The following is a 26027-nucleotide window of genomic DNA, read 5'->3' as shown; positions in this document are numbered from 1 at the left end:
ACGATGCCAAACATTTTTCGGTTTTAGCCGAATCTGAAACGCTTGTCAAACGGCATATGGCAAAGGTTTGAGGCCGAACAGGGAAACCGCATTTTGATTTAAGCGGGAGTCGTCTGAAACGTATCGGCAGAAAGGGGGCATTTTCAGGCGGAAGGCGCGGGCGTATTATGCCTTTTATGAACATCACGCCTTTACGCCCCGAACACGTCGAACCGCTCGCCCGTGCGCTTTATCAGCAATGGCACGATTTTGCGCCGTGGTCGTCTATGGACAAAATCCGCGCCTATTACGCGGAATGCCTGAATGGTGAAAACCTGCCGCTGGCGTTTGCCGCCGTCGAAAAGGGCGGCGCGCTGCTGGGTTCTGCCGCGCTCAAACGGCACGATATGGAAGAGTTTCCCCAATACGAATATTGGCTGGGCGATGTGTTCGTTTTGCCCGAACACAGGGGGACGGGCGCGGGCGGTCTGTTGATCGAACACTGCCTCGCCGCCGCCCGCCAAATGCGCCTGCCCAAGCTTTACCTTTATACGCCTGACGTACAGTCGATTTACGAGAAATACGGCTGGTGTGAAATCGCGACCTGTCTGCACAACGGCGAGACGGTGTCGGTGATGGAATTGGTATTGGAGGGGCAATCTGATTGAATTTCACCCCCATCTTGTGACGCAGGGGTCGTCTGAAACCCAATCTTTGATTTTCAGACGACCTTTTTATTTACGCGTATGGGAACTGTTTATCATTGCAACGTTCTATAAAAGGATTGACTTCAAAGCGATACGGCGTTGCCGCGCCTTGTCTGATTTGAAGTTTCTCCGGCATATTTGGGCTGAAGCGGAATCACTCGAAAACGGCGGCTTCATCACCGTTTTTATTGATTTTGCTTCAGCGCAGACTGAAACGGGCGGACAGCCGTTTCGTCCCGTTCTCGGTAATATTTTGCACTCAAGCAGAGACTGCTCTGCGCCAGACCGACTGAGAGGAATCCAGATTGAACAGCTTACGCCATCTTGCCCTGATATTTGCTTTGTCCGCGCCCGTACTCACGCTGGCGCAGACCGTGTCACAAACCTTGCCCAACGGGTTGAAGATTATTGTGAAAGAAGATCGCCGCGCGCCGGTCGCCGTGTCGCAGCTTTGGTATAAAGTCGGCAGCGTGGATGAAAAACAGGGCAAAAGCGGTTTGAGCCATGCCTTGGAACACATGATGTTTAAAGGCACGCAGGCAGTGCCTTCGGGAGAATTCAACCGCCGCGTCGCCGCTTTGGGCGGAGAGAACAATGCCTACACCAACCGCAGCGAGACGGTTTATTACGAAAACATCGCGGCAGCAAACCTGCCCGAAGTGTTGAAGCTCGAAGCCGACCGGATGCACAACCTCAATTTCAGCGATGAAGAATTTCTCAATGAAATGAACGTCATCCGCGAAGAACGCCGCCAACGCACGGAAGATACGGCGGACGGTAAACTATGGGAACAAGTGTATCTGAACAGCTTTACCCTGCCTTCGATGAAAGCCGCGGTCATCGGTTATATGAATGATCTGCACACGCTCAAAGCTGATGATTTGCGCGACTGGTATCAGCAATATTACGCGCCGAACAATGCCGTTTTGGTGATTGTCGGCGATGTCGATGCCAAGAAAACACTCAAAACGGCGGCGGATTTGTTCGGCAACATTCCCGCCAAACAGCAGCCCGACCGCAATATGCTTGCCAACGAACCGTTCAAACGCGAACCTGTGAATTTTCAGACGACCTCGGTGGTCACGCGCCAACCCTTGGTCAGCTTGAACTACCGCGTCCCCGGACTGGAAAGTCTGGACGACAAACTGCCTTATGCGCTGGATGTCTTGTCGGAAATCTTGTCAGGCAACTCGTCCAGCCGCTTGGATAAAAACCTGATACGCGGCAAACAGATGGCTTTGAGTGCGGGCGCGAATTACGACCTGATCAGCCGTGAGATGCCGTTGTTCAGCATCTTCGCCATGCCGACCGACAACTTTGAAGTCGATGCCGTCATCGCCGAATTGCGCCGCGAATTGAAAGACATCGCTGAAAACGGCGTCAGCGACGAAGAGCTGAACCGCATCAAAGCACAGTCGGAAGCGTCTGAAATCTACGAGCGCGATTCTATGGAAGCGCAAGCCTCGATGCTCGGACGGCTGGAAGCACGCGGCTTCCAATACAGCGATGAAGCGGAAATCCGCCGCCGCCTGAAAGCCGTCAGCGTCGAAGACGTGCAGGCAGCCGCGCAGCTGCTGACGGATGACCGTTTGGCGACCGTGGTCGTGATGCCCGATCCGAAAGTCCTGTACCGCCCGATTGTTCAGGCTGCAAACAAGCCGCAACCTAAATAAACCGATGAAAGGGGTCGTCTGAAACCGCTTTCCCCGTTTTCAGACGACCTCCGAACCGCCCCGCCCGAAGTGGCAAACGACTCGGAACGCGACGGAATACGGCGGCAAACGCCCTTCCGCTCTGACAAACCGGTTCAACCGCAAAGGAATATCCGATGAAATCCCTTCCCCTCATATTAGCCCTCGCCCTCTCCACCACCGCGCAGGCAGGCGTGGACATCCAACGCTGGACCACCGGCAACGGCACAGAAGTCCTTTTGGTCGAGCAACACGACAACCCCATCGTCGATATGCAGGTCAACTTCAAAGGCGCGGGCAGCGTGTTCAACCCCGAAGGCAAAAGCGAAGTGGCGGAATTTACCGCCGCCCTGCTGACCGACGGTACGGAAAAGCTGGACGAAGAAGCCTTTAATGCCGCCGCCGACGATATTGCCGCCCAAATCGACAGCAGCAGCGGACAGGAAAGCTCTGCCGCCGTCTTGCGCAGCCTGAGCCGCCCCGAAACGCTCAAACAAGCCGCCGGACTGCTCAACCAATCCCTGACCCGCCCCCGTTTTGACCCCGCCGTGTTCGACCGCCGTCAAAAAGAGGCGGTTACCGCCCTCCAACAACAGGAAACCACCCCCGACTTCACCGCCGGACGCGCCCTGACCAAGCTTGCCTATCCCGACCATCCTTACGGCAGCGGCGCCAACATCACCGCGGAGAGCATCCGCAAAGTCAATCTTGACGACATCCGCGCGTTCCACCTCAGCCATTACGGCAAAGACAACGCCATCGTCGCCATCGTCGGCGACATCAACCGCAAACAGGCTGACCGCCTTGTGAAAAACGTGTTGAACGGACTGCCCGAACGCAGCAGCGCCGCTAAAAACGTCCCAGCGGTTCAACAACAACCGGCACAACGCCGCGACATCCCGTTTGCCGGCGAACAGGCGCAAGTCTTGCTCGGCATGCCGCTGATTAAACGCCACGACCCCGACTATTACGCATTGGTTGCGGGTAATTACATCCTCGGCGGCGGCGGTTTCGACAGCCGCCTGATGAAAGTCTTGCGCGACCGTTACGGCTACACCTACGGCGTATACAGCAACCTCGAACCGGCGACCGAAGCGGGTATGTTCACCATCGCCTATTCCACCCAGAAGAAAAACACCAAAGATTCGCTCGTACAGGCTCAGGCGGTCATCAAACAATTCATCGAAGAAGGCCCGACTGAAGAAGAATTGGCACAAGCCAAAGCCAACATCATTGGCAGCTTCCCCCTGCGTTTCGATTCCAACGCCAAACTGGTGAAATACCTCAGCATCATCGGTTACCACAACCTGCCCAACGACTATCTCGAAGCCTACCCCAAAGCCATCGGCAAACTGACCGTCGAGCAAGTCAAAGACGCTTGGCAGCGCCGCGTCAAACCTGAAGATTTACACATTGTCGTCGTCGGTGCCGAATAACGCCTTTACCCATCCTTGTCCGGCGGATACGGTCTGTCGGACAAGGCTTGGGCAACACAGCGGTTTCACTTCGCCAAACGGTAAAAAGGTCGTCTGAAAGCGCAGTTTCAACGAAGTCCGAACAGACATCGGCGAAGCTGCGCCCAACCTTTTTTCAGACGACCCTTCCGACCATTCGTACCCCGTAAACGCCCTTCGGAAGAATTCTTCCCGCCCGCCCGCAAAAACCGTCAAAATCCCTTATAATTCCGAATCTAAACGAATCCCGTCCTGCCGGCAGCGCCGTCGGGACTTGTCTTAACAACGAAAGAAACACTGTGGACAAACTCAAAATCACCGCCAACGGCCCGCTCAACGGCGAAATCATCGTATCCGGCGCGAAAAACGCCGCCCTGCCGCTGATGTGTGCCGGACTCTTGACCTCCGGCACCCTGCGCCTGAAAAACGTACCCATGCTCGCCGACGTCAAAACCACCCAAAAACTGCTGCAAGGCATGGGCGCGCGCGTTTTGACCGACAACATTCACGAATTCGAAATCAACGGCGGCACCGTCAACAACACCTGCGCCCCCTACGAACTGGTGAAAACCATGCGCGCCTCCATCCTCGTGCTCGGCCCGACGCTGGCGCGTTTCGGCGAAGCCCAAGTCAGCCTGCCCGGCGGCTGCGCCATCGGTTCTCGCCCCGTCGACCAGCACCTCAAAGGCCTCGAAACCATGGGGGCGGAAATCACCATCGAACACGGCTACGTCAAAGCCAAAGGCCGTCTGAAAGGCACGCGCGTCGTCATGGACGTCGTTACCGTCGGCGGTACGGAAAACCTGCTGATGGCGGCAACCCTCGCCGAAGGCACGACCATCCTCGAAAACTGCGCCATCGAACCCGAAGTCGTCGATTTGGCGGAATGCCTCGTCAAAATGGGCGCAAAAATCAGCGGCATCGGTACTTCCACCATGACCGTCGAAGGCGTGAAAGAGCTGCACGGCTGCGAACACAGCGTCGTGCCCGACCGCATCGAAGCCGGCACCTTCCTCTGCGCCGTCGCCATGACCGGCGGCAAAGTCGTCCTGCGCAACGCCGCCCCCAAAACCATGGAAGTCGTTTTGGACAAACTCGTCGAAGCCGGCGCCATCATCGAAGCGGGCGACGACTGGATTTCCATCGACATGCAGCAGCGCCCCAAAGCCGTGGACATCCGCACCGTCGTCCACCCCGGCTTCCCAACCGACATGCAGGCGCAGTTTATGGCGATGAACGCCGTTGCCGAAGGCGACAGCCGCGTCGTCGAAACCATCTTTGAAAACCGCTTCATGCACGTTCCCGAACTCAACCGCATGGGCGCGAACATTACCACCGAAGGCAACACCGCCTTCGTCAAAGGCGTGGAAAAACTCTCCGGCGCCGTCGTCATGGCGACCGACCTGCGCGCCTCCGCCAGCCTCGTCATGGCAGGCTTGGTCGCAGGTGGCGAAACCATCGTCGAACGCATCTACCACCTCGACCGCGGCTACGAATACATCGAGAAAAAACTCGGTCAAGTCGGCGCGAAAATCGAACGGGTACGCGGTTAAGAGCCTTGTGCGAAAAGGTCGTCTGAAACACCCATCCCGATTTCAGACGACCCCGAGCATCCATTTCAGACCCAAACCGACAACCATGAGGGGACCATCATGAACTTCAACAACCTGCTCAATCAAATCTTGGGAACCGTTCAAAAAAGCGGCAAATCCGTTTCCGACAGCCCGCTCAATTCTTTTGGCGGCGGCGCCTTGGTCGGCGGACTGGCGTCCATGCTGATGAAGAAAAAAACCGCCAAATCGCTGGTCAAAGTCGGCTCCGTCGCAGCGTTGGGTTATCTGGCGTATCAGGGTTATCAAAATTGGCAGAAAAACCAACAGCAAGAAGTCGTGCCGCAAGGCGCGTTCGAGCCTGCCGGACTGCTCGCCGAAGACCACAGCCGCGTGATTTTGCGCACCATGATTGCCGCAGCAGCATCGGACGGTCTGATTGACGAAACCGAAAAACAAGTCATCGCCCGTGAAAGCGGCGAAGACCCCGAAACTGCCGCATGGCTTGCGGCCGAATACGCCAATCCGGCAACGGTAGAAGAACTCGCCGCCGCCGTCGGCAGCGATCAGGCATTGGCAGCGGAAACTTATCTGGCGGCACGATTGGTCTGCGCCGATTTGTCGCGCAAAGAAATCGTCTTCCTCAGCCGCCTGTCGCAAGCCTTGGGACTGGACGACAATCTGGTGGAAAGCTTGGAAAAACAGCTGGAATTGGCATAACGCTTTGTATAGTGGATTAAATTCAAATCAGGACAAGGCGAGGCAACGCCGTACTGGTTTAAAGTTAATCCACTATAAAACCGACCATCCGCTGCAAAACGGACGGTCGGTTTTTTATTCGGTTCAACCTTTGCCTGAACACCCGATTCAATGCAAAGAGGTTGTCTGAAAATCCGTTTCCATGTTTTCAGACGACCTCTTCGACATGACGGACAAGCTTGTCTTTTCTTCCGCCCGATAACAAAAGGAAAACAGTTTCTCCAATACGGCTGCCCCCGTTTTGAGGCTTACGCCTTATCCGTAAACCCAGCCTCATCAAAAAAGGTCGTCTGAAACTTTTCAGACGACCTTTGCTTTGACTTCCAAGAGTTTGGGAATTTAAAACAGCCCGAGCTTATTTTTTAATCGCGGTACGCATATTGTCGGCGATGTGGGTTGCGCCGGCGGCAAGACCGGACATACCGATCAGCGATGCGGCGGCGAGTTTGATCAATTCTTTCATTTTGAGTCTCTTTCTTGTGTTTGTGTTGCGGATGTTATCGTCGGGTCGGCTTATTATTTGCCGGCTTCGGCGATGTTTTTGGCGATGGTCGTCGCGCTGGCGGTCAGACCGGACATGCCAATCAGGGAGGCGGCTGCCAATTTGATTAAGTTTTTCATGGTCATCTCTCTTTCTTTTGTTCCCGCCGCCGAACTTGGCGGTCTGCGGTTCGCGCTTGTGTCGGCATCTGATGCCGGAATCGGTTGATAGCCGAAAGCCGCTCCGCCGTGGGCGGGAAGGGTTGTTTGTGGGGTTTGGGAAGCGTTTAAAATATTTCGTTTGTTTTCAAATTATTTTTTTGCAGCGGTTTCGATATTGCGGGCAACCATAGAGGCTGAAGCGGTAACACCGGCCATACCGATTAAAGAGGCTGCGGCCAAGGTCAATAAATTTTTCATTTCGGGCAATCCTTTTACATATTAATCAAATGTTATTTAATAACATCTGTGTCCATCATCGGCATGTCTGCCATATCGACAGGTGTCATGATACCGCCTTAATTGATAAATTATACAGTTTTTTTGTAAAGAAAATATCGGTATAAATGCTTCAATGTAATTATTTTGATAAATTATTTTTATTTTTGAAAATAACACCGATGTCTTGAAGAATGACACCGATGTCTTAGTTACAAGCCGATTACAAATCGTTTATTTTAGAATAGATGCTCTTGGATTTTTTGTTGCCAAATTACATCATTTTAGAAAATTTTTAAATTTTCCTTTTCTTTTTCAATTAGATAAAAAACAACAATTTTCCGCCTGGCTTTTGGGTTTTTAGCTTCAGACTATAATTACCATTGCTATTTTTTAAATTATCTATCTATTTTTGGCAAAAACAGGTCGTCTGAAACCAAAATCCCTGCCCGACAAACCGGAATCCGCTGTTTTCTTGTGAAATTGCTCAGCAAATCTCTCATCCGGCGCTGCGGCATTGTTCCGCTTTGCCTAAAGTGGGCGGTTTTTCCAAGCTGTCGGCGGTAAAAGCTCTGTTTGGGCGCAGCGAAACGTGTAAAACTTGTTTTCAGGTTTTCAGACGACCTATTTGTGTTTATGGATTAGCAGGGTCGTCTGAAAGGACGTCGCGGCGGTGCTACCGTTCACGCCCCAAGCACATCGGTTCCGTACCGTTTCTGCGTCCTGCGTTCTGAAATCCGCTGCTCGGCATCGGTTTGTCAGCCATTCCGCCCTATCCTACGCAAGCGCGCAGCGAGCTTGTCCTGCAAACATGCTATATTGCCGTTTTTGCTTTTTTCCGTTTTCAGACGACCTAACCTATGAATGTCCCGCTCCTTCTGACTGCCGCGCTTGCCTTTTTGTCCGGCGCGCTCATCACTTGGCTGCTCGCCCGAAATAAGGCGCAGACGCAGCAGTTTGCCCTGATGCAATCGCTTGCCGAGTGCCGCCAAAATCTTGAATTTGCCGAACAAAATCAGGCGCAAACCACTGCCGAGCTTGCCGATGCTCGTTATCACGTCCAAGATTTGCAGGGTGAGTTGCAGGAATTGGGCAACCGTTTTGCCGCCGCCGAACGCCAAATCGGCTACCTCCAAGAGCGCGAACAGGAAGCAAGTCGTCTGAAACAAGATTACGCCGAGCTTCAGGAAAACGCGCACAACCTGCACGTCCGCAACGAACGCCTCCATATCCAGCTCGAACAGGAACGCCTCGCCGCCGACGAAAAACTCAAGCTCCTTGCCGAAGCCCGACAAAGCTTGGGCGACCAGTTTCAAAACCTCGCCAACACCATTTTGGAAGAGAAAAGCCGCCGCTTCACCGAGCAAAACCGCGACCATCTCAGCCAACTGCTGACCCCGCTCAACGAACGCATCCACGGCTTCAGCGAGCTGGTTCAGCAAACTTACGAAAAAGAAGCGCGCGAAAGGCTGACCCTCGAAAACGAACTCAAACGCCTGCAAACCCTCAACACCCAACTGCACAGCGACGCCAAAGCCCTCACCGACGCGCTCACCGGCACGCAAAACAAAACCCAAGGCAACTGGGGCGAGATGATTTTAGAAAGCGTTTTGGAACATTCCGGCCTGCAAAAAGGGCGCGAATACACCGTCCAAGCCGCCGCCGTCCGCCAAGAAGAAGACGGCGCACGCCGCCTCCAGCCCGACGTCCTCGTCAACCTGCCCGAAGGCAAACAAATCGTCATCGATTCCAAAGTCTCGCTGACCGCCTACGTCCGCTACACCCAAGCCGCCGACGCCGCAACCGCCGAGCGCGAACTCGCCGCCCACGTCGCCAGCATCCGCGCCCACATCCGCAGCCTTTCGCAAAAAGACTATACCGACCTCGAAGGCGTGCGCACGCTGGACTTCGTGTTTATGTTCATCCCCGTCGAACCCGCCTACCTGCTCGCCCTGCAACACGATGCCGCCCTGTTCCAAGAATGTTTCGACAAGCGCATCATGCCGGTCGGCCCGAGTACGCTGCTCGCCACCCTGCGCACCGTCGCCCACATCTGGCGCAACGAGCAGCAAAACCAAAACGCCCTTGCCATCGCGGCTGAAGGCGGCAGGCTTTACGACAAGTTCACCGGCTTCGTCCAAACGCTTGAGGGCGTCGGCAAAAACATCGACCAAGCGCAAAACCAGTTCCAACAAGCCTACAAACAGCTCTCGCAGGGCAAGGGTAATTTGGTCAGCCGCGCCGAAAAACTGCGTGCGCTGGGCGTGAAAACCACCAAACGCCTGCAACGCGATTTGACAGAAATCGCCCAAGAATCCGCCTTGCAGGATGCTTTGCAGGATAAAGGTTTGAAGGAGGAGAAAGAAGATTGACGGCTTGTCCGTCGTCGGGTTTCAGACGATGTGGGTTCAAGACAAAAAGGGCGCATGATGCGCCTTTTTTTATAGTGTCCGTCCTGATGTCTTTTGAGACAAAGTTATCACTGAGATAAAGCTGAGATAAAAAGGTCGTCTGAAAAACAGCGGGGCAAGCCATTCATGCCCGACCCTCTGTTTTCAGACGACCTTTCGTGTTATCGCGCCTTTATTTCACTTTGCCCTTCAATGCGCCGTAGCCTGCCGCGTCCATTTGTTCCAGCGGGATGAATTTCAGGCTCGCGCCGTTGATGCAGTAGCGCAGGCCGCCTTTGTCTTTGGGGCCGTCGGCGAAGACGTGTCCCAAGTGCGAATCGGCGGCATGACTGCGCACTTCGGTGCGGCGCATGTTGTAGCTGAAATCATCGTGTTCGGTAACGGCGGCGGCGTTAATCGGGCGGGTGAAGCTCGGCCAGCCGCAACCGGAATCGAATTTGTCGGCGGAAGAAAACAGGGGTTCGCCGCTGACGACGTCCACATAAATGCCGGGTTTGAACAGATGGTCGTATTCGTGGCTGAAGGCGTATTCGGTTGCGCTTTTTTGGGTCACTTGGTATTGCTCTTCGGTCAGGATGCGTTTGAGTTCGGCATCGCCGGGTTTTTTATACGTTGCCGCGTCGAAGCCTTTGCCTTGCGGGGTGGCTTTGGCTTTGCCCGGCAGCGGTTCGTCGGCTTTGCGGATGTCGATGTGGCAGTAGCCGTTGGGGTTTTTAATCAGGTAGTCCTGATGGTATTCCTCGGCGTCGTAGAAGTTTTTCAGCGGCTCGTTTTCGACGACGAGGGGCTGTTTGTATTTTTGCTGCTCGCGTTTGAGGGCGGCGGCGATGACGGCTTTTTCGACGGGATCGGTGTAGTACACGCCGCTGCGGTATTGCGTGCCGGTGTCGTTGCCTTGTTTGTTGAGGCTGGTCGGGTCAACGACGCGGAAATAATATTGCAGAATGTCGTCGAGGCTGAGTTTGTCGGCATCGTAGGTGACTTTGACGGTCTCGGCATGGCCAGTGTCGCGGTAGGACACGTCTTCGTAGCTCGGATTTTTTGTTTTGCCATTGGCGTAACCGGATACGGCGTCCACCACGCCGTCTATGCGTTGGAAATAGGCTTCCAAGCCCCAGAAGCAGCCGCCGGCGAGGTAGATGGTGCGCGTATTCATGATTGCTGAATCCTTTTTCTGTGTGTCGGGTTTGTAGAACGCGTTTTTCAGACGGCCTAAATCGGCATTCGGGTCGCGGATTAATGCCAACGCCTGCGCTTCGTTGATGCTGCCTTTGACGATGCGCTGTACGTCGCCGTCTTTACCGATTAACGCCCAAGAAGGGTAAACGCTGATATTCAGGCTTTGGGCGATGGTGCCGCCGTTGTCGGTCACGACGGGCAGCTTGGGATAGTTCAAACCGGCATACCATTTTTGAAAGTCGCCGTCTTTTTTCTCGTGCAGAAAGCCGGGGGAGGCGACGGTAATCAGGTTGGCGGAGCTGAAGCGCTTGTCCTGCGCCCATTTCTCGGTCTGCCCCAATTCGGACAAACACAAAGGGCACCAGCTCGCCCAGAATTTAATCAGGGTAGGTTTGTCTTTTTTCAAGTAAACACTGGCGGGGCGGTTGTCCGCGGTTTTCAAAGTGGACAAAGTGTGCGGCACGGTCGCGGCTTCGGCGTCGGCGATTTTGGGCGAACAGGCACCCAGCGCAAACAGACAGCCGAACTTGGCGCAAAGGGAAAAGAAGGTACGGGGTTTCATCTCTATGTTTCCTGTGTGGACGGTTTGTTTAGTTAGACGTTGTAAATGCCCAAACCTTACAGCCTTGCACATAAAAAAGCAAAAGGTCGTCTGAAAACAAACGTCCATATTATAGTGGATTAAATTTAAATCAGGACAAGGCGACGAAGCCGCAGACAGTACAGATAGTACGGCAAGGCAAGGCAACGCCGTACTGGTTGAAAGTTAATCCACTATATTAAATTTGCATTTTCAAACAGCATTTCCATTGCAGCGGCGGCATAAAAGGCATACACTGACCACACACGACTACAACGACAGGAGAACTTGAAATGAAACAATTGGCCATGTACATCAACGGACGCTTTGAAAATGATTTCAATGGCGAATGGCGCGACGTATTGAACCCTTCCACCGAAGAAACCATCGCCCGCGAACCCAAAGGCGGCAAAGCTGACGTTGACCGCGCCGTAGCGGCGGCGCGTGCGGCGCAACCGGCATGGGAGCGGCTGCCTGCGGTCGAACGCGGCGCGTATTTGCGCAAAATCGCCCAAGGCATACGCGAACGCGCCGACGAGCTGACCGACACCATCGTTGCCGAAGGCGGCAAAACCAAAGACTTGGCGCGCGTGGAAGTCATGTTTACCGCCGACTATCTCGATTACCAAGCCGAATGGGCGCGCCGTTATGAAGGCGAAATCATCCAAAGCGACCGCCCGCGCGAAAATATTTTATTGTTCAAACGTCCGCTGGGCGTCGTGGCAGGCATCCTGCCGTGGAACTTCCCCTTCTTCCTGATTGCCCGCAAAATGGGCCCCGCTTTGGTCACGGGCAACACCATCGTCGTCAAACCCAGCAGCGTGACCCCGATCAACTGCCACATCTTCGCCGAAATCGTCGATGCCGTCGGACTGCCCGCAGGCGTGTTCAACGTGGTGAACGGTCCGGGTGCGGAAATCGGCAATGCCTTGTCCGCCCATCCGCAAGTCGATATGGTCAGCCTGACCGGCTCCGTCGAAGCGGGCCGCCAAGTGATGGAAGCCGCTTCCGCCAACATCACCAAAGTCTCGCTGGAACTCGGCGGCAAAGCGCCTGCCATCGTTTTGAAAGACGCGGATTTGGACTTGGCAGTGAAATCCATCTTGGCTTCGCGCGTCGGCAACACCGGTCAAATCTGCAACTGCGCCGAGCGCGTCTATGTCCACAGCAGCCTGAAAGACGCGTTCATTGAAAAAATGACCGCCGCCATGAAAGGCGTGCGCTACGGCAACCCTGCCGAAGCCGAAGCAGGCGCGCTGGAAATGGGCCCGCTGATTGAAGAACGCGCCGTCAAAGCCGTTGCCGAAAAAGTGGAACGCGCCGTCAAACAAGGTGCGACGCTGGTCTGCGGCGGTAAACGCGCCGAAGGACGCGGCTATTTCTTCGAGCCGACCCTGCTGACCGACACCGACAACAACATGGACATCATGAAGGAAGAAACCTTCGGCCCCGTCCTGCCTGTTTCCACTTTCGACACGCTCGACCAAGTCATCGCCTTGGCAAACGACTGCGAATTTGGTCTGACCAGCTCCGTTTACACCACCAACCTGAACGAAGCCTTCTACGTCACCCGCCGCCTGCAATTCGGCGAAACCTACATCAACCGCGAAAACTTCGAAGCCATGCAGGGCTTCCACGCCGGCTGGAAAAAATCCGGTATCGGCGGCGCGGACGGCAAACACGGTTTGGAAGAATATCTGCAAACCCAAGTCGTTTATCTGGAAACCAATATTTGATAACGCCTTGATGCGTTAACATAAAAGGTCGTCTGAAAATTTTCAGACGACCTTTTTTGATTTGTCCGACGGGTCAAACGACGGCGGGACACAAAACATCATCTCGATGGTTCAAACCAAACGATTTGTTCTTTATCGATATGGATCGGCACGGTATCGCCGACGGGTAAGTGTCCGGCGGGTAACAGGGTGGTCAGTTCGCCGTATTCGGGGTGGGTGAAAGTCAGGCGCAGGCTGTCGGGCAGGGGGGTGAGGGACAGGATGCGGCAGGGTGTGCCTTGCGGGTCGGGACGGATGGCGTGTGTAGGGATGTGGCGCGTCTCGTCGGTGTTGGGCAGCCCGAGCAGGCGGGCGGCTTGGGCGTTGGCAGGGCGGCGGAAGAGTTCGGCGGGCGTGCCGTATTGGAGGATGCGCCCTTCGTGCATGAGGGCGATATGGTCTGCCAGCGCGGCGGCTTCTTCGGGCGAATGGGTCACGAGGACGGCGGAGATGTTTTGACGGCGGATGCTCTCGTCGGTCAGGTGGTAGAGGTTGTGGCGCAGGTGGGTGTCGAGGCTAGAGAAGGCTTCGTCCAAGAGGAGCAGGGACGGTTTGATAATCAAGGCGCGGGCGAGGGCGAGACGTTGCTGTTCGCCGCCGGAGAGGCTGCCGGGTTTGCGGCGGGCTTCGTTTTCCAAACCGATGTCGCGCAGCGCCTGCATGGTTTGTGCTTCGATTTCGGCTTTGGGCAGGCGGCGCATTTTGAGTCCGAAACCGACGTTTTCTTGGGCGGTCAGGTGCGGGAACAGGGCGTAGTCTTGAAACATCAGTGAGACGTTGCGCTTTTCGGGCGGGACGGCGGTGATGTTCTGCCCGTCCAGCCAGACTTCGCCGCTGTCGGGTTTGACGATGCCTGCGATGATTTTGAGCAGGGTGGATTTGCCGCAGCCGGAGCGTCCGAGGACGGCGAGGGTTTCGCCGGCGGCGACGGTCAGGCTGATGCGGTCGGCGACAGTTTTGCTGTCGAAGCGTTTGCAGATGTCGGTAAGTCGGAGCATGGGTTTCAGACGACCTTTTGGGGAATCGGGAAAGGGAAACGGCGGGGTTTTGTTTATTGGTTTCGTTCAGCGGCAAAGGCTGTCCAGCCAAAGGCTTAACGGGTGCTGCCTGTCGAGCGCGCCGTAGCGTTTGAGGGCTTCGAGGGTAACGAGCTGGGCATCGTGCATCATGGTTTGGGACAACATGGTTTCGATGAGTTGCGAAACGTTCATCAATTCAAATCCTGCGACTTCGCCGTCTTGGTTTTCGGGGCGGACGGTTTCGGGCAGGACGATGTCGAAGATGTGCAGGATTTCGTTGTGGATGCCGCGCGATACGGGACGCAGGCTGTGGATTCGGGCGGCGGATCGGAGGGTGTCGAGGGCGGGCGGCATCAGTCCGGCTTCTTCTTCACTTTCGCGGCAGACGGCTTCAAACGGGGTTTCGCCGCTGGCAATGCCGCCGCCGACGAGGTTGTCGAGTTTGTTGGGATCGACGGCTTTGTGCGGGCTGCGGCGGCCTATCCAAAAATGCCAGCCGCCGTCGGTTTGCACCAGTCCGTTGAGGTGGACGGCTTGGCTCATGAGTCCGAACGGGCGGAAGGCGGCGCGTTCCAACGCAAAAAGAACTTTGCCCGCGTCGTCGCATACGTCAAACTTTTCGTCGCGCCAGCCGTGCAGCAGTCCGAGGCTTTTCCATTCGTGCGCCAAGTGCTGCAAACTGTCGCCCATCGCCAGCCAGTTGTCCGTTTGCAGGTAGAGGTCGTCTGAAATTTCAGAAAGCCCTTCCTGCCAGTCTTGTTTGATCCGTTCGCGCCAAAACGGATTCAGACGACCCAAAGCCAGCCCGTTCAGATAGAGCGTGTTCCAGTCGTCTGCCGCGCCGTAACTTGCCCGCGCCCAATCGTAGAGCGCGTCATGGGTGCGGCGGTCGGGCGTTTCGGAAAAACAAGGGCGCGAAGACATGGCTGTTCCTCAATCCAATCAATACATAAACATAAAGCGGATTGTATCCGCTCCGCTTCAATTTGCAACCAATCCCGCCCGCAATCAGGCGGCACACGCTGCAAAGCCAAACCGTCCGAAAAAGGCTATAATCATCGCATTCTGTCGGAGGTACAACACCATGAGCGAATTGAGCGAAATTCTCGCCTATAACCAAAATTTTGTCGAATCGGGCGAATACGAAAAATATTTCACTGACAAATATCCCGGCCGCGAACTCGCTATCCTGTCCTGCATGGACGCGCGCATCATCGAGCTGCTGCCCAACGCGCTCGGACTGAAAAACGGCGACGCCAAGCTCATTAAAAACGCCGGTGCAGTCGTTACCCATCCTTGGGGGTCGGTCATGCGCAGCCTTTTGGTCGCCGTGTTCGAACTCAAAGTCAAAGAAATCATGGTCATCGCCCACCACGACTGCGGCATGAAGGGGCTGAATGCCGCCGGTTTCCTTGAAAAAGTACACGAAAGCGACATCCCCGACGACCGCATCGAAACTCTGCGCAACGCCGGCATAGACCTCGACGACTGGCTGACCGGTTTCGACAACGTAGAAGATAGCGTCCGCCACACCGTCAAAGTCATCCGCAACCACCCGCTTATGCCCGCCGACATCGCCGTCCACGGACTCGTCATCCACCCGACCACCGGCAAACTCACCCTGGTTGTCGACGGCAGCCCCGAGGCAAAAAGCCTTTCAGACGACCCCGCCAACCCATAAACCCGACAGGTCGTCTGAAACCCAAACAGAGCGCACACCCCACACCCAAGGACACCCATGAAAAACATCGGACTTTTCGGCGGCACCTTCGACCCCATCCACAACGGCCACCTCCACATCGCCCGCGCCTTCGCCGACGAAATCGGACTCGACACCGTCGTCTTCCTACCCGCAGGCGACCCCTACCACAAAGACCCGTCCCGCGCCTCCGCCCAAGACCGCCTCATCATGACCGAACTCGCCATTGCCGACGACCCCCGCTTCGCCGCCAGCGACTGCGACATCGTCCGCGACGGCGCGACGTACACCTTCGACACCGTCCAAATCTTCCGCCAGCAATTCCCCGCTGCCCAACTTTGGTGGCTCATGGGCAGCGACAGCCTCATGAAACTGCACACTTGGAAAAAATGGCAGACCCTCGTGCGCCAAACCCACATCGCCGTCGCCATGCGCCAAGGCGACAACCTCAACCAAACCCCGCGCGAACTCCACGCTTGGCTGGGCGAAGCCCTCCAAAACGGCAGCGTCCGCATCCTCAACGCCCCCCTGCACAACACCTCCTCCACCCAAATCCGCCAAACCCTCCAAAGCGGCAGACTTTCAGACGATCTCCCGCCCCAAGTCGCCCGCTACATCCGCGAACACAAACTGTACCAAAGCGGAAAATAGCGTAAATTCATACAGATAAGTTATAATACCGTCCAAACCCCATTTCATTCCCACCATTAGGAAAATAATGAACGAACAAGAATTGCAAGACCTGCAAAAAATGGTCGAAACCGCCGTCGAAGCCCTCGAAGACATCAAAGCCAAAGACATCTCCGTCCTCGAAACCCAAGAAAAAACCTCACTGTTCGCCCGCATGATCATCGCCAGCGGCGACAGCACCCGCCAAGTTAAAGCCCTCGCCAACAACGTCGCCGTCAGCCTCAAAGAAGCCGGCTTCGAAATCCTCAGCACCGAAGGCGACAGCGGCGAATGGACGCTCGTTGACGCAGGCGACCTCGTCGTCCACGTCATGCTGCCCGCCGTCCGCGACTTCTACGACATCGACACCCTCTGGGGCGGCGAAAAACCCAGCTTCCACGCCGGCGCGCAAAAACCCTGGCACGCCGCCGACTAAACCATCATCCCAAGCCGTCTGTGCATACAGACGGCTTTATTGCGCACGCCCGAACCCCCTTTGCCCAAACCAAAGTTTTCAGACGACCCCTTGACCGAACAATATAGTGGATTAACAAAAATCAGGACAAGGCGACGAAGCCGCAGACAGTACAAATAGTACGGAACCGATTCACTTGGTGCTTCAGCACCTTAGAGAATCGTTCTCTTTGAGCTAAGGCGAGGCAACGCCGTACTGGTTTAAAGTTAATCCACTATATCGGCTTCAGAAATCCCGTTTCAACATCATCCGTCAAACCCAAAGGTCGTCTGAAACCTTTCAGACGCCCCCATCCGACCAAGGAAACCCATGAACATCACCGTCCTCGCCGTCGGCACCAAAATGCCCCGCTGGGTGGACGAAGCCGTCGGCGAATACGCCAAACGCTTCGGACGCGACGTCGCCTACACCCTCAAAGAAATCAAACCCGAAAAACGCGGCGCAGGCGTCAACGCCGCACAAGGCATGGCGGCGGAAGAAAAACGCATCCTCGAAGCCATCCCGCAAGGCGCGTTCCTCGTCGTCCTCGACGAACGCGGCAAAGCCCCGACCTCCGTCGAGTTGGCGGAATACCTCAAAAGCTGGCAGCAAAACGGCGAACACGTCTGCTTCGTCATCGGCGGCGCCGACGGCATGACAGACCGCCTCAAACAACAAGCCCGCATGATGATGCGCCTCTCCAGCCTCACCCTCCCGCACGGCATGGTGCGCGTCCTGCTGACCGAACAGCTCTACCGCGCCGTCTCCATCCTCCACAACCATCCCTATCACCGCGAATGACAAAAGCCGTTCCCGCAGGCAGACTTCGTGTGTCCACCGCATCAATCGGGCGCAGGCGTATCTGTTGCGAATTCAATACATAAAGAAATAGTAAACTAGGAAATATTCAGATATTGTTTGAATGCCCGTCATAAGGACGATAAGATACCGACCTCATTTTATAAGGGATTGATTCAGAAACAGTTCGGGCTTGCCGCAGGCAACTTCACCGTATGGTTTTGAAGTGAGCCACGATAAAACATCAATCCCCATTTTTATCTCACAACAATAAACATCAAATTATTCGGTTTATGTTTCGAAAGGGGGCGGAATGAAGGAAATTCAGCGGGGATTTTCTTTGTCTCAATTGGTTTTTACCATCATGATGGTGGGGATTTTAACGTCGATTGCCTACCCGTCTTACCAAAAATATGTTGAAAATACCAAGCTGCAGGAAGTGCGGGCCGCCATGCTGGAAAACGCCCAATTTCTGGAGCGTTTTTATCAAAAAAACGGAAGTTTCAAACAAAGTTCCACCCAATGGCCGGATTTGCCGATTAAGGAAATCGGCGATTTTTGCATCAAAGTGCAGGGCGACGCCAAAGGTACGCCGGACGGGCGGTTTACCCTGAAGGCAGTAGCTCGGTCGGATCAAAATCCCAAAGTATTGAAAATCAACGAAAGCTTTGTCACGGTATCGTGTGAAACGACCGAAAGTACCTGCGAAGACAAGGCGTAGCATTTCGCCAATACGGACAAATCATGCAAGATATTTGAGTCTTGAGGCATCGATAGCAAAAGGTCGTCTGAAACTCAAATCCCCGAGCTTTCAGACGACCTCGTTTTTATAGTGGATTAAATTTAAACCAGGACAAGGCGACGAAGCCGCAGACAGTACAAATAGTACGGCAAGGCGAGGCAACGCCGTACTGGTTTAAATTTAATCCACTATATCTGCAACCTGCCCCCTCTCCCGTTCGGCGGGAGGGGGCTGGGGAGAGGGTGGTTCTACGGGTTGTACGAATTTGATTTGACCTAAAGCCGCAAAGCCACCCCCATCCTAACCTTCCCCCGCTAAACGGGGGAAGGGACAAATTGCTGTTGCTGCAACGAGTAGCGTGGGCCTTGCCCACGGGATAAATGCCGAAATGGATACCCATTCGGCTGTTGTCTGATTTGAATTGTCAGGTGGTAGATTTCGCGGGCAAAGCCCACGCTACTTGGGTTATCACAAGCCTGTATTGATTGAATAAACGAGGTCGTCTGAAAACGGGGGAGAACGAGTTTCTCTAAAACTCAAATCTCAAAGTTTTCAGACGACCTCGTTTTTATCTGCAACCTGCCCCCTCTCCCGTCTGGCGGGAGAGGGCCGGGGAGAGGGTGGCTCTATGGGTTGTACAAATTTGATTTGACCTAAACCCACAAAGCCACCCCCATCCTAACCTTCCCCCGCCGGACGGGGGAAGGGACAGATTACTGTTGCTGCAACGAGTTGCGCTGGGCGGTTTACCGCTTTATTTCTTATCGCCATTTTCGGGGCGCACCCAGCCTTCGATGATGGTTTGGCGGGCGCGGGCGAGGGCGAGTTTGTTGTCTTCGACGTTTTTGGTAATCGTGCTGCCTGCGCCTGTCGTGACTTTGTTGCCGAGTTTGACGGGGGCGACTAGGACGCAGTTGGAGCCGATGCGGACTTCGTCGCCGATGATGGTTTTGTATTTGTTCACGCCGTCGTAGTTGGCAATAATCGTGCCTGCGCCGAAGTTGGTTTTGCTGCCGACTTCGGCGTCGCCGATGTAGGTGAGGTGGTTGGCTTTGGTGCCTTTGCCGATGGCGGCGTTTTTGATTTCGACGAAGTTGCCGACGTGTACGTCGTCTGAAAGGCGGGCTTGCGGACGCAGGCGGGCGTAGGGGCCGATTTGGTTGTTTTGTCCGACTTCGCAGTCTTCGAGATGGGAGAAGGGGGCGATTTTGCTGTTTGCGCCGATTTTGGCGTTTTTGATGACGCAGTTTGCGCCGATTTCGACGTTGTCGCCGATTTCGATGTCGCCTTCGAGGACGACGTTGACGTCAATCACGACGTCTTGTCCGTGTTTCAGACGACCCCTTAAGTCGAAGCGGGCGGGGTCGCGCAGGGTAACGCCTGCTTTGAGCAGGGCTTGGGCCTGTTCGGTTTGGAAGATGCGTTCGAGTTCGGCGAGCTGGAGTTTGTTGTTTACGCCGGCGGCGAGGTGGGAGGCGCGCACTTGGACGGGATGGACTTTGATGCCGTCGGCAACGGCTTTGGCGATGAGGTCGGTCAGGTAGTATTCGCCTTGGGCGTTGTTGCTGGAGAGGTTGTCCAGCCAGTTTTTGAGTTTGGCGTTGGGCAGGACGAGGATGCCTGTGTTGATTTCGCGGACGGCTTTTTGGGCGGTGTCGGCGTCTTTTTCTTCGACGATGGCGGTTACGCTGCCTTGGCTGTCGCGGATGATGCGGCCCAAGCCTGTCGGGTCGGCGGGAACGTCGGTCAACAGGCCGACTTCGCTGCCGGCGGCTTCGAGCAGGGTTTCGAGGGTGGCGGTGTCAATCAGGGGGACGTCGCCGTACAGCACCAGTGTGCGGCCTTCGGCGGCAAGGTGCGGCAGGGCGGTTTTGACGGCGTGGCCGGTGCCAAGCTGTTCGGTTTGCTCGACCCAAACGACGTCGCGTTTGACGGTGTCCAAAACTTGGTCTTTGCCGTGTCCGATAACGACGCAGATGTTTTGCGGATTCAGCGCGGCGGCGGTGTCGATAACGCGCTCGACCATGGGCTTGCCGCCGATTCGGTGCAGCACTTTGGGCATTTTGGAATACATGCGCGTGCCTTTGCCGGCGGCGAGGATGACGATGTTGAGGGGTGTGGCGGACATGATGGGCTTTCTCGAATGCAATGTTGATGAAGGGGGTATTTAGGGGTCGTCTGAACGGGTTTCGGGGTTTCAGACGACCTTTTTATTTGGGTTTGGCGTGCGGACGTTTGGAGGTTATGGTTTGTTGGGTTTGGGAGTGAACCGGTAAGAGTCGGCATGGCTGCCGTGTTCCAAGCGGTCGAGTGTGGTCGGTTTCAAGGGCGTACGCGCGGATGTGTCGGCGGGACGGCTGTCGAAGTCGTAGCGGTCTGTGGTGCAGCCGCTCAGGATGGCGGCGGTAACGAAAATCAGGGCGAGGGAACGCATGGTTTTCTCCTTGTGAAGGACGGCAGATATGGGACGAACGGGATGGCGGTTATGTTTGAGGTCGTCTGAAACGGAAAAGGCGGTTTCAGACGACCTCTGCGGGCGGATTATTCTTCGGTTTGCGTTTCGGGCGCGGCGTGTCCGGCGCCTTGGGGTTTGTTCCATACCGTACCGCGTACGTTTTCTTGGTCGCCGTGCAGCGGTTTGAGGGTGCGGCGTTCGGGGCGGTATTGGTTGTAACGCATATCGCGGGAGTAGGTGCCGTCTTCGTAATAGATGCGCGTGCCTTTTTCGTATTTGGGGCGCAGGGAGGTGTGGCCGGATTCGTTTTGGTAGGTTTCCCAGGTACAGCCGGTCAGGGCGGCTGCGGCGGCGAGGATGAGGGCGGTGTATCGCATGATGGTTGTCCTTGTGGTCGGGCGGCTTGGTGCCGTTGTTCAAACCCGATATTGTAAAGGTTTCAGACGAGTGCCGACAGTTTTTCGGCACATTCGGCGAGCGCCTGCATATCTTTTGCAACGGCGTCGGTAAAGGGCAGGAGATGGGCTTTGCTGCCGAACCATACGGTTTTCATGCCCAGCTCTTTGGCTTGGTGCAGGTTGTCCGCGCTGTCGTCGATCATGATGCACTGTCCGGGCGCAACGTCGAGCAGGCGGCAGACGGTCAGGTAGGCTTGCGGGTCGGGCTTGTAGCGCAGCCCGAAGTCGTCCGTGCCGAAGAGTGCGTCAAAACGGTTTGCTAAACCCAATGCCCCGATGATGGAGCGGACGTAAAACGAAGGGCCGTTGGAAAAAACGGCTTTGCGTCCTTTCAGACGACCTAAAACGCTTTCGGTTCCCTCCATGCCCTGCAATTTTGCCAAGATTTGCGCGATGGGATGGCTTTCGCGCAGAAATTCGCAGATGTCGATTTCGGGGTGGTGGATTTGCAGGCCGGCAAGCGTCGCGCCGTATCGGTGCCAATAGTCCTGACGCAGGTCGGACGCCGCTTCTTCGGAGAGCTTGAGGCGTTGCGCCATGTAGCCGGTCATGGCGCGGTTGATGATGTAGAAAATGCCTGCATCGGCGTTGTGCAGCGTGTTGTCGAGGTCAAAGAGCCAGACGGGGGAAAGGTTCATGTCGTGTGTTGGTGCGGATTTTGTTATGATGTTTCGTATTTTACCCGTACAAAGGTTAGAGAATGAAACTGAAATTATCCGCCCTCGCCCTCCTGCTGGCTTCGGCAAACTTATCCGCCCAGACTGAAGTGCGCCTTGCCGTGCACAAATCCTTCAGCCTGCCCCAATCCGTCATCGCGCAGTTTGAAAAAGCCAACGACGCCAAAGTCTCCGTCATCAAGGCGGGCAGTGGCAACGAAATGCTCAACAAGCTGATTCTCAGCAAGGCAAACCCGATTGCCGACGCGGTGTACGGTTTGGACAACGCCAACATCGGCAAAGCGCGCGAAGCAGGCATACTGGCGGCGGCGCAGCCCAAATCCGCGCCCGTTTCAGCGGGGATGCCCGTCATCGCGGCAGTCAATTACGGCTACGTTACCCTCAACTACGACAAAAAATGGTTTGAACAGAAAAAACTGCCGCTGCCCAAAACCTTGCAGGACTTGACCCGCCCCGAATATAAAAACCTGCTGGTTACGCCCTCGCCCGCCACTTCCTCGCCCGGACTTGCCTTCCTGATGGCGAACATCGGCGGCATGGGCGAAGAGGGCGCGTTCAAATGGTGGGCGCAGATGCGTCAAAACGGCGTGAAAGTTGCCAAAGGCTGGAGTGAAGCCTATTACACCGACTTCACCCAAAACGGCGGCGCATATCCGCTCGTCGTCAGCTACGCCGCCAGCCCCGCTGCCGAAGTCCACTACTCCAAAGGCAAATACAGCGTGCCGCCGACCGGCAACCTCTTCCTCAAAGGCGGCGTGTTCCGACAAGTCGAAGGCGCGGCAGTCTTGAAAGGCGCGAAACAGCCCGAGCTGGCGGCGAAACTCGTACAGTGGCTGCAAAGCGGCGAAGTGCAAAAAGTCCTGCCGACCGAAATGTGGGTCTATCCCGCCGTGAAAAACACGCCGCTGCCCAAAGTGTTCGAGTTCGCCCAGGCCCCGAAACACACCGACTCGCCCAGCCGCAACGACATCGACACCAAACAGAAACAATGGGTCGGCCGCTGGACGAAGACCGTGTTAAGGTAAGCGGAAAGGTCGTCTGAAAACCCAAAAACGGCTTCAACCGCATCGAAACCGTGTTTTCAGACGACCTTCCCGTTTCGTTTTGAATGAAGGAAATCCATGAAGAAGCCCCTACTCTACGCCTTCACGCTGACCGCACTGGGCGGCTGTTTCTACACCGAAACCCCTTACGGGCGCACTGCCGTCCTCGATCTGCCCGTCCATTCCCAAACCACCATCAACAAAACCGTTACCGTCAACGCCCCGCCGGGGACGACCGTCATCTATCAGGACAGCGAGCCGGTACACCGCTACGGCTATCCCTACCCGCCTTACCCGCGCCCGTATCCCGCGCGTCGGGTTTACAGGTATTGAAAAATGTCTGTTAAAGCGATCTATGAAAAACTGACCCAGTTGCCCACCATCATCGGTCTGGATAATGAAGTCCTGTTGATTGAGGAGCTTCAAAAAAGCGAGATAGAAGACATCAGGCAAAATCTGGAGAACTTCTTGTCTATATTGGATGACCTGCAGATTTCGCATCAAAGTGACGGCATATTCGGCGTGACGCCTGAGAACAAGCACATTTTTTTCGGTTTTGTTTTTTGGCTTCAGTCCGTTCAAAATAAAATTGGAATGGATATAAGCCGATACGCCGATGGGTTTGATACGGATTTCAGCTGCAATTTGACCATATAAGGACGGATAAAAGCCGTATTCCTTATCGGCACGCTGTTTCAGACGACCCCTCATCAATCACGGCACTTTGTCCGTCCCGACTTCTTTACGGTGTCTTCCCGCCGTTTTTTCCTGTAAAATAATGCCTTTAACTCCCGATACTTGTTTTCAGACGACCTGTCCCCACCGTAGAGGTCGTCTGAAATCCATTCTCTCTCAATTAAACCCAATACAATGATTCAAAAAATATTCTCATGGTTCGAATCCCGAATCGACCCTTACCCCGAAGCCGCCCCGAAAACACCTGAAAAAGGGCTGTGGCGGTTTATCTGGAGCAACATCGAAGGCTTGCGCAAATGGATTGCCGTTTTGGCGGTGTTTACCGCCGGTATCGGCATTATGGAAGCCCTGCTGTTTCAATTTATGGGCAAAGTCGTGGACTGGCTCGGCAAATACACGCCCGCCACCCTGTTTGCCGAAAAAGGCTGGGCGTTGACGGCGATGGCGGCGATGATGGTGTTTTTCGCCCTCTGGACCTTCCTCGCGTCCAACGTGCGCCTGCAAACCCTGCAAGGCGTGTTCCCCATGCGCCTGCGCTGGAATTTCCACCGCCTGATGCTGGGGCAGAGCCTCGGTTTCTATCAGGACGAATTTGCCGGCCGCGTGTCCGCCAAAGTCATGCAGACCGCGCTGGCGTTGCGCGACGTGGTGATGACGGTTGCCGACATGGTCGTTTATGTGCTGGTGTATTTCATCACCTCCGGCGTGATTCTGGTCGCGCTCGACGGCTGGCTGCTGCTGCCCTTTATCGGCTGGATGATTGGCTTCGCCTTAGTGATGCGCTTCCTGATTCCCAAGCTCGGCAAAACCGCTTCGCGTCAGGCGGATGCGCGCTCGCTGATGACCGGCCGCATTACCGACGCCTATTCCAACATCACCACCGTCAAACTCTTCTCCCACGGCGCGCGCGAAGCGGCTTATGCCAAGCAGTCGATGGAAGAATTTATGGTTACGGTACACGCCCAAATGCGTTTGGCGACGCTCCTGTACACATGCAGCTTCATCGTCAACAGCTCGCTGACCGCCGGCACGACCGCGCTGGGCATCTGGCTTTGGTATCACGGACAGGTCGGCGTCGGCGCAGTGGCGACCGCCACCGCTATGGCGTTGCGCGTCAACGGTCTGTCGCAATACATCATGTGGGAATCCGCCCGATTGTTTGAAAACATCGGCACCGTCAACGACGGCATGGCAACCCTGTCCAAACCGCAAACCATCCTCGACAAGCCGAACGCCCTGCCGCTGAAAGTGTCGCAAGGCGAAATCAAGTTCGAACACGTCGATTTCTCCTACGAAGCCGGCAAACCGCTGCTCAACGGCTTCAACCTCACCATCCGCCCGGGCGAAAAAGTCGGCTTGATCGGGCGCAGCGGCGCGGGCAAATCCACCATCGTCAACCTGCTTTTGCGCTTCTACGAACCGCAAAGCGGCACCATTTCGATTGACGGGCAAAACGTGGACAGCGTGACCCAAGAAAGCCTGCGCGCCCAAATCGGTTTGGTGACGCAAGACACCTCGCTGCTGCACCGTTCCGTGCGCGACAACATCGTTTACGGCCGCCCCGACGCCACCGACGCCGAAATGATTTCCGCCGCCGAACGCGCCGAAGCCGCCGACTTCATCCCCAACCTTTCCGACGCCAAAGGGCGGCGCGGCTATGACGCGCACGTCGGCGAACGCGGCGTGAAACTCTCCGGCGGCCAACGCCAGCGCATCGCCATCGCCCGCGTCATGCTCAAAGACGCGCCGATTCTGCTGCTCGACGAAGCCACCAGCGCGCTCGACTCTGAAGTCGAAGCCGCCATCCAAGAAAGCCTCGACAAAATGATGGACGGCAAAACCGTCATCGCCATCGCCCACCGCCTCTCCACCATCGCCGCGATGGACAGGCTTATTGTCTTGGACAAAGGCCGCATCATCGAAGAAGGCAGCCACGCCGAACTCCTTGAAAAACAAGGCCTCTACGCCAAACTTTGGGCGCACCAGAGCGGCGGTTTCCTCAACGAACACGTCGAGTGGGAGCATTAAAAACCGCCCGATAAAGCGGACAAGCAACAGGTCGTCTGAAACCGAAAATCAGGTTTCAGACGACCTTTTTTGATTTCGGCATAACGATGCGCTAAACTTCCCGCTTATGCCGCCTGACAAGGCGGATGGCAGATTGCCTGTTCCCCTGATTCCGCCTGTTTTCATGACCAAGCGGGCAACAGGTTTTCTGCCACTTTATAGTGGATTAACTTTAAACCCGTACGGCGTTGCCTCGCCTTGTCCTGATTCAAATTTAATCCACTATACTGCAGCCGCGCCGATAAAA

General features: G+C 55.5%; 23 protein-coding genes and 1 pseudogene. 17 read left to right on the top strand and 7 right to left on the bottom strand.

What is annotated here, in order from left to right:
* Positions 1–167 precede the first annotated feature (167 nt).
* The 6 genes from ACMYUL_RS06310 to rmuC all read left to right on the top strand — a co-directional run bounded on the left by ACMYUL_RS06310 (position 168) and on the right by rmuC (position 9430).
* Positions 168–647 (top strand): GNAT family N-acetyltransferase, encoded by a 480-nt coding sequence (locus tag ACMYUL_RS06310; RefSeq protein WP_415772668.1) that lies wholly within the window; start codon positions 168–170, stop codon positions 645–647.
* A gap of 344 nt (positions 648–991) precedes the next feature.
* Positions 992–2359 (top strand): M16 family metallopeptidase, encoded by a 1368-nt coding sequence (locus tag ACMYUL_RS06305; protein WP_415772666.1) that lies wholly within the window; start codon positions 992–994, stop codon positions 2357–2359.
* A 155-nt stretch (positions 2360–2514) separates the two neighbouring features.
* The gene (locus tag ACMYUL_RS06300; protein WP_415772664.1) at positions 2515–3813 is read left to right on the top strand and encodes a M16 family metallopeptidase; all 1299 of its coding nucleotides are present in this window, start codon (positions 2515–2517) and stop codon (positions 3811–3813) included.
* A 317-nt stretch (positions 3814–4130) separates the two neighbouring features.
* Positions 4131–5384 carry a UDP-N-acetylglucosamine 1-carboxyvinyltransferase gene (gene murA, locus ACMYUL_RS06295; RefSeq protein WP_415772662.1) on the top strand — a complete coding sequence of 418 codons (1254 nt, stop codon included), beginning with the start codon at positions 4131–4133 and terminating at the stop codon, positions 5382–5384.
* A gap of 99 nt (positions 5385–5483) precedes the next feature.
* Positions 5484–6101: a tellurite resistance TerB family protein gene (locus tag ACMYUL_RS06290; protein ID WP_415772660.1), complete on the top strand. Its 618-nt coding sequence runs from the start codon at positions 5484–5486 to the stop codon at positions 6099–6101.
* Between the two features lie 1817 nt (positions 6102–7918).
* A complete protein-coding gene (gene rmuC / locus ACMYUL_RS06285) occupies positions 7919–9430 on the top strand; it encodes a DNA recombination protein RmuC (protein ID WP_415772658.1) in 1512 nt (503 codons plus the stop codon).
* A 211-nt stretch (positions 9431–9641) separates the two neighbouring features.
* Here the strand turns inward: rmuC and msrAB are convergent, their stop codons facing one another.
* The gene (msrAB, locus tag ACMYUL_RS06280; RefSeq protein WP_415772656.1) at positions 9642–11210 is read right to left on the bottom strand and encodes a bifunctional peptide-methionine (S)-S-oxide reductase MsrA/peptide-methionine (R)-S-oxide reductase MsrB; all 1569 of its coding nucleotides are present in this window, start codon (positions 11208–11210) and stop codon (positions 9642–9644) included.
* A gap of 311 nt (positions 11211–11521) precedes the next feature.
* Here msrAB and aldA point away from each other — a divergent pair, with 311 nt between their 5' ends.
* The gene (gene aldA / locus ACMYUL_RS06275) at positions 11522–12964 is read left to right on the top strand and encodes an aldehyde dehydrogenase (RefSeq protein WP_003742761.1); all 1443 of its coding nucleotides are present in this window, start codon (positions 11522–11524) and stop codon (positions 12962–12964) included.
* 98 nt (positions 12965–13062) lie between these two features.
* Here the strand turns inward: aldA and ACMYUL_RS06270 are convergent, their stop codons facing one another.
* A complete protein-coding gene (locus tag ACMYUL_RS06270; RefSeq protein WP_415772653.1) occupies positions 13063–14001 on the bottom strand; it encodes an ABC transporter ATP-binding protein in 939 nt (312 codons plus the stop codon).
* Positions 14002–14067: 66 nt separating this feature from the next.
* Entirely contained in the window at positions 14068–14946 is an 879-nt protein-coding gene (locus ACMYUL_RS06265) for an NUDIX domain-containing protein (protein WP_415772651.1), read from the bottom strand.
* 160 nt (positions 14947–15106) lie between these two features.
* On the opposite strand from ACMYUL_RS06265, the gene ACMYUL_RS06260 reads away from it, so the two are divergent.
* The 6 genes and pseudogenes from ACMYUL_RS06260 to ACMYUL_RS06235 all read left to right on the top strand — a co-directional run.
* Complete coding sequence (locus tag ACMYUL_RS06260; protein ID WP_415772649.1) at positions 15107–15703, top strand: beta-class carbonic anhydrase; 597 nt, start codon at positions 15107–15109, stop codon at positions 15701–15703.
* A 57-nt stretch (positions 15704–15760) separates the two neighbouring features.
* Entirely contained in the window at positions 15761–16372 is a 612-nt protein-coding gene (nadD, locus tag ACMYUL_RS06255) for a nicotinate-nucleotide adenylyltransferase (protein WP_070493070.1), read from the top strand.
* Between the two features lie 67 nt (positions 16373–16439).
* On the top strand, positions 16440–16826 hold the full coding sequence (gene rsfS / locus ACMYUL_RS06250; RefSeq protein WP_039410466.1) for a ribosome silencing factor: 387 nt from the start codon (positions 16440–16442) through the stop codon (positions 16824–16826).
* A gap of 348 nt (positions 16827–17174) precedes the next feature.
* On the top strand, positions 17175–17645 hold the full coding sequence (rlmH, locus tag ACMYUL_RS06245; RefSeq protein WP_415772647.1) for a 23S rRNA (pseudouridine(1915)-N(3))-methyltransferase RlmH: 471 nt from the start codon (positions 17175–17177) through the stop codon (positions 17643–17645).
* Positions 17646–17955: 310 nt separating this feature from the next.
* A complete protein-coding gene (locus ACMYUL_RS06240) occupies positions 17956–18363 on the top strand; it encodes a type IV pilin protein (protein WP_415772645.1) in 408 nt (135 codons plus the stop codon).
* Between the two features lie 107 nt (positions 18364–18470).
* Positions 18471–18581 (top strand): annotated as a pseudogene (locus ACMYUL_RS06235) (IS5/IS1182 family transposase); the annotation flags it as partial.
* Between the two features lie 557 nt (positions 18582–19138).
* Here the strand turns inward: ACMYUL_RS06235 and glmU are convergent.
* From glmU to ACMYUL_RS06215, 4 genes are all read right to left on the bottom strand, one after another.
* Positions 19139–20512, bottom strand: a complete 1374-nt coding sequence (glmU, locus tag ACMYUL_RS06230; protein ID WP_415772643.1) for a bifunctional UDP-N-acetylglucosamine diphosphorylase/glucosamine-1-phosphate N-acetyltransferase GlmU — start codon at positions 20510–20512, stop codon at positions 19139–19141.
* A 114-nt stretch (positions 20513–20626) separates the two neighbouring features.
* On the bottom strand, positions 20627–20818 hold the full coding sequence (locus ACMYUL_RS06225) for a hypothetical protein (protein ID WP_080613582.1): 192 nt from the start codon (positions 20816–20818) through the stop codon (positions 20627–20629).
* A gap of 107 nt (positions 20819–20925) precedes the next feature.
* The gene (locus ACMYUL_RS06220) at positions 20926–21216 is read right to left on the bottom strand and encodes a hypothetical protein (protein ID WP_019271572.1); all 291 of its coding nucleotides are present in this window, start codon (positions 21214–21216) and stop codon (positions 20926–20928) included.
* A 62-nt stretch (positions 21217–21278) separates the two neighbouring features.
* Positions 21279–21935 (bottom strand): pyrimidine 5'-nucleotidase, encoded by a 657-nt coding sequence (locus tag ACMYUL_RS06215; RefSeq protein WP_415772640.1) that lies wholly within the window; start codon positions 21933–21935, stop codon positions 21279–21281.
* Between the two features lie 62 nt (positions 21936–21997).
* On the opposite strand from ACMYUL_RS06215, the gene ACMYUL_RS06210 reads away from it, so the two are divergent.
* The 4 genes from ACMYUL_RS06210 (at position 21998) to ACMYUL_RS06195 (ending at position 25741) form a co-directional block, all read left to right on the top strand.
* The gene (locus ACMYUL_RS06210) at positions 21998–22999 is read left to right on the top strand and encodes a thiamine ABC transporter substrate-binding protein (protein ID WP_415772638.1); all 1002 of its coding nucleotides are present in this window, start codon (positions 21998–22000) and stop codon (positions 22997–22999) included.
* A 96-nt stretch (positions 23000–23095) separates the two neighbouring features.
* Positions 23096–23350, top strand: a complete 255-nt coding sequence (locus ACMYUL_RS06205; RefSeq protein WP_049231077.1) for a hypothetical protein — start codon at positions 23096–23098, stop codon at positions 23348–23350.
* 3 nt (positions 23351–23353) lie between these two features.
* Positions 23354–23674, top strand: coding sequence for a hypothetical protein (locus tag ACMYUL_RS06200; protein ID WP_415772636.1), 321 nt, complete (start codon positions 23354–23356; stop codon positions 23672–23674).
* A 213-nt stretch (positions 23675–23887) separates the two neighbouring features.
* Positions 23888–25741, top strand: coding sequence for an ABC transporter ATP-binding protein (locus ACMYUL_RS06195; protein WP_415772634.1), 1854 nt, complete (start codon positions 23888–23890; stop codon positions 25739–25741).
* Positions 25742–26027 lie beyond the last annotated feature (286 nt).

Origin of the sequence: Neisseria sp. CP9 (genome assembly GCF_047758525.1) — a bacterium.
Classification (GTDB): Bacteria; Pseudomonadota; Gammaproteobacteria; order Burkholderiales; family Neisseriaceae; genus Neisseria.
The sequence above is the reverse complement of the archived record's forward strand: the minus strand, read 5'-3'. Positions and strand labels throughout refer to the sequence as shown.

What these genes read in the sequence shown, in the direction of transcription:
- ACMYUL_RS06220 (WP_019271572.1), bottom strand. Translation starts at nt 21,216, where the DNA reads ATGCGATACACCGCCCTCATCCTCGCCGCCGCAGCCGCCCTGACCGGC.
- nadD (WP_070493070.1), top strand. Translation starts at nt 15,761, where the DNA reads ATGAAAAACATCGGACTTTTCGGCGGCACCTTCGACCCCATCCACAAC.
- aldA (WP_003742761.1), top strand. Translation starts at nt 11,522, where the DNA reads ATGAAACAATTGGCCATGTACATCAACGGACGCTTTGAAAATGATTTC.
- ACMYUL_RS06200 (WP_415772636.1), top strand. Translation starts at nt 23,354, where the DNA reads ATGTCTGTTAAAGCGATCTATGAAAAACTGACCCAGTTGCCCACCATC.
- msrAB (WP_415772656.1), bottom strand. Translation starts at nt 11,210, where the DNA reads ATGAAACCCCGTACCTTCTTTTCCCTTTGCGCCAAGTTCGGCTGTCTG.
- rmuC (WP_415772658.1), top strand. Translation starts at nt 7,919, where the DNA reads ATGAATGTCCCGCTCCTTCTGACTGCCGCGCTTGCCTTTTTGTCCGGC.
- ACMYUL_RS06265 (WP_415772651.1), bottom strand. Translation starts at nt 14,946, where the DNA reads ATGTCTTCGCGCCCTTGTTTTTCCGAAACGCCCGACCGCCGCACCCAT.
- ACMYUL_RS06195 (WP_415772634.1), top strand. Translation starts at nt 23,888, where the DNA reads ATGATTCAAAAAATATTCTCATGGTTCGAATCCCGAATCGACCCTTAC.
- ACMYUL_RS06260 (WP_415772649.1), top strand. Translation starts at nt 15,107, where the DNA reads ATGAGCGAATTGAGCGAAATTCTCGCCTATAACCAAAATTTTGTCGAA.
- ACMYUL_RS06310 (WP_415772668.1), top strand. Translation starts at nt 168, where the DNA reads ATGCCTTTTATGAACATCACGCCTTTACGCCCCGAACACGTCGAACCG.
- ACMYUL_RS06240 (WP_415772645.1), top strand. Translation starts at nt 17,956, where the DNA reads ATGAAGGAAATTCAGCGGGGATTTTCTTTGTCTCAATTGGTTTTTACC.
- rlmH (WP_415772647.1), top strand. Translation starts at nt 17,175, where the DNA reads ATGAACATCACCGTCCTCGCCGTCGGCACCAAAATGCCCCGCTGGGTG.
- rsfS (WP_039410466.1), top strand. Translation starts at nt 16,440, where the DNA reads ATGAACGAACAAGAATTGCAAGACCTGCAAAAAATGGTCGAAACCGCC.
- ACMYUL_RS06215 (WP_415772640.1), bottom strand. Translation starts at nt 21,935, where the DNA reads ATGAACCTTTCCCCCGTCTGGCTCTTTGACCTCGACAACACGCTGCAC.
- ACMYUL_RS06300 (WP_415772664.1), top strand. Translation starts at nt 2,515, where the DNA reads ATGAAATCCCTTCCCCTCATATTAGCCCTCGCCCTCTCCACCACCGCG.
- ACMYUL_RS06225 (WP_080613582.1), bottom strand. Translation starts at nt 20,818, where the DNA reads ATGCGTTCCCTCGCCCTGATTTTCGTTACCGCCGCCATCCTGAGCGGC.
- ACMYUL_RS06205 (WP_049231077.1), top strand. Translation starts at nt 23,096, where the DNA reads ATGAAGAAGCCCCTACTCTACGCCTTCACGCTGACCGCACTGGGCGGC.
- ACMYUL_RS06270 (WP_415772653.1), bottom strand. Translation starts at nt 14,001, where the DNA reads ATGCTCCGACTTACCGACATCTGCAAACGCTTCGACAGCAAAACTGTC.
- ACMYUL_RS06290 (WP_415772660.1), top strand. Translation starts at nt 5,484, where the DNA reads ATGAACTTCAACAACCTGCTCAATCAAATCTTGGGAACCGTTCAAAAA.
- glmU (WP_415772643.1), bottom strand. Translation starts at nt 20,512, where the DNA reads ATGTCCGCCACACCCCTCAACATCGTCATCCTCGCCGCCGGCAAAGGC.
- ACMYUL_RS06210 (WP_415772638.1), top strand. Translation starts at nt 21,998, where the DNA reads ATGAAACTGAAATTATCCGCCCTCGCCCTCCTGCTGGCTTCGGCAAAC.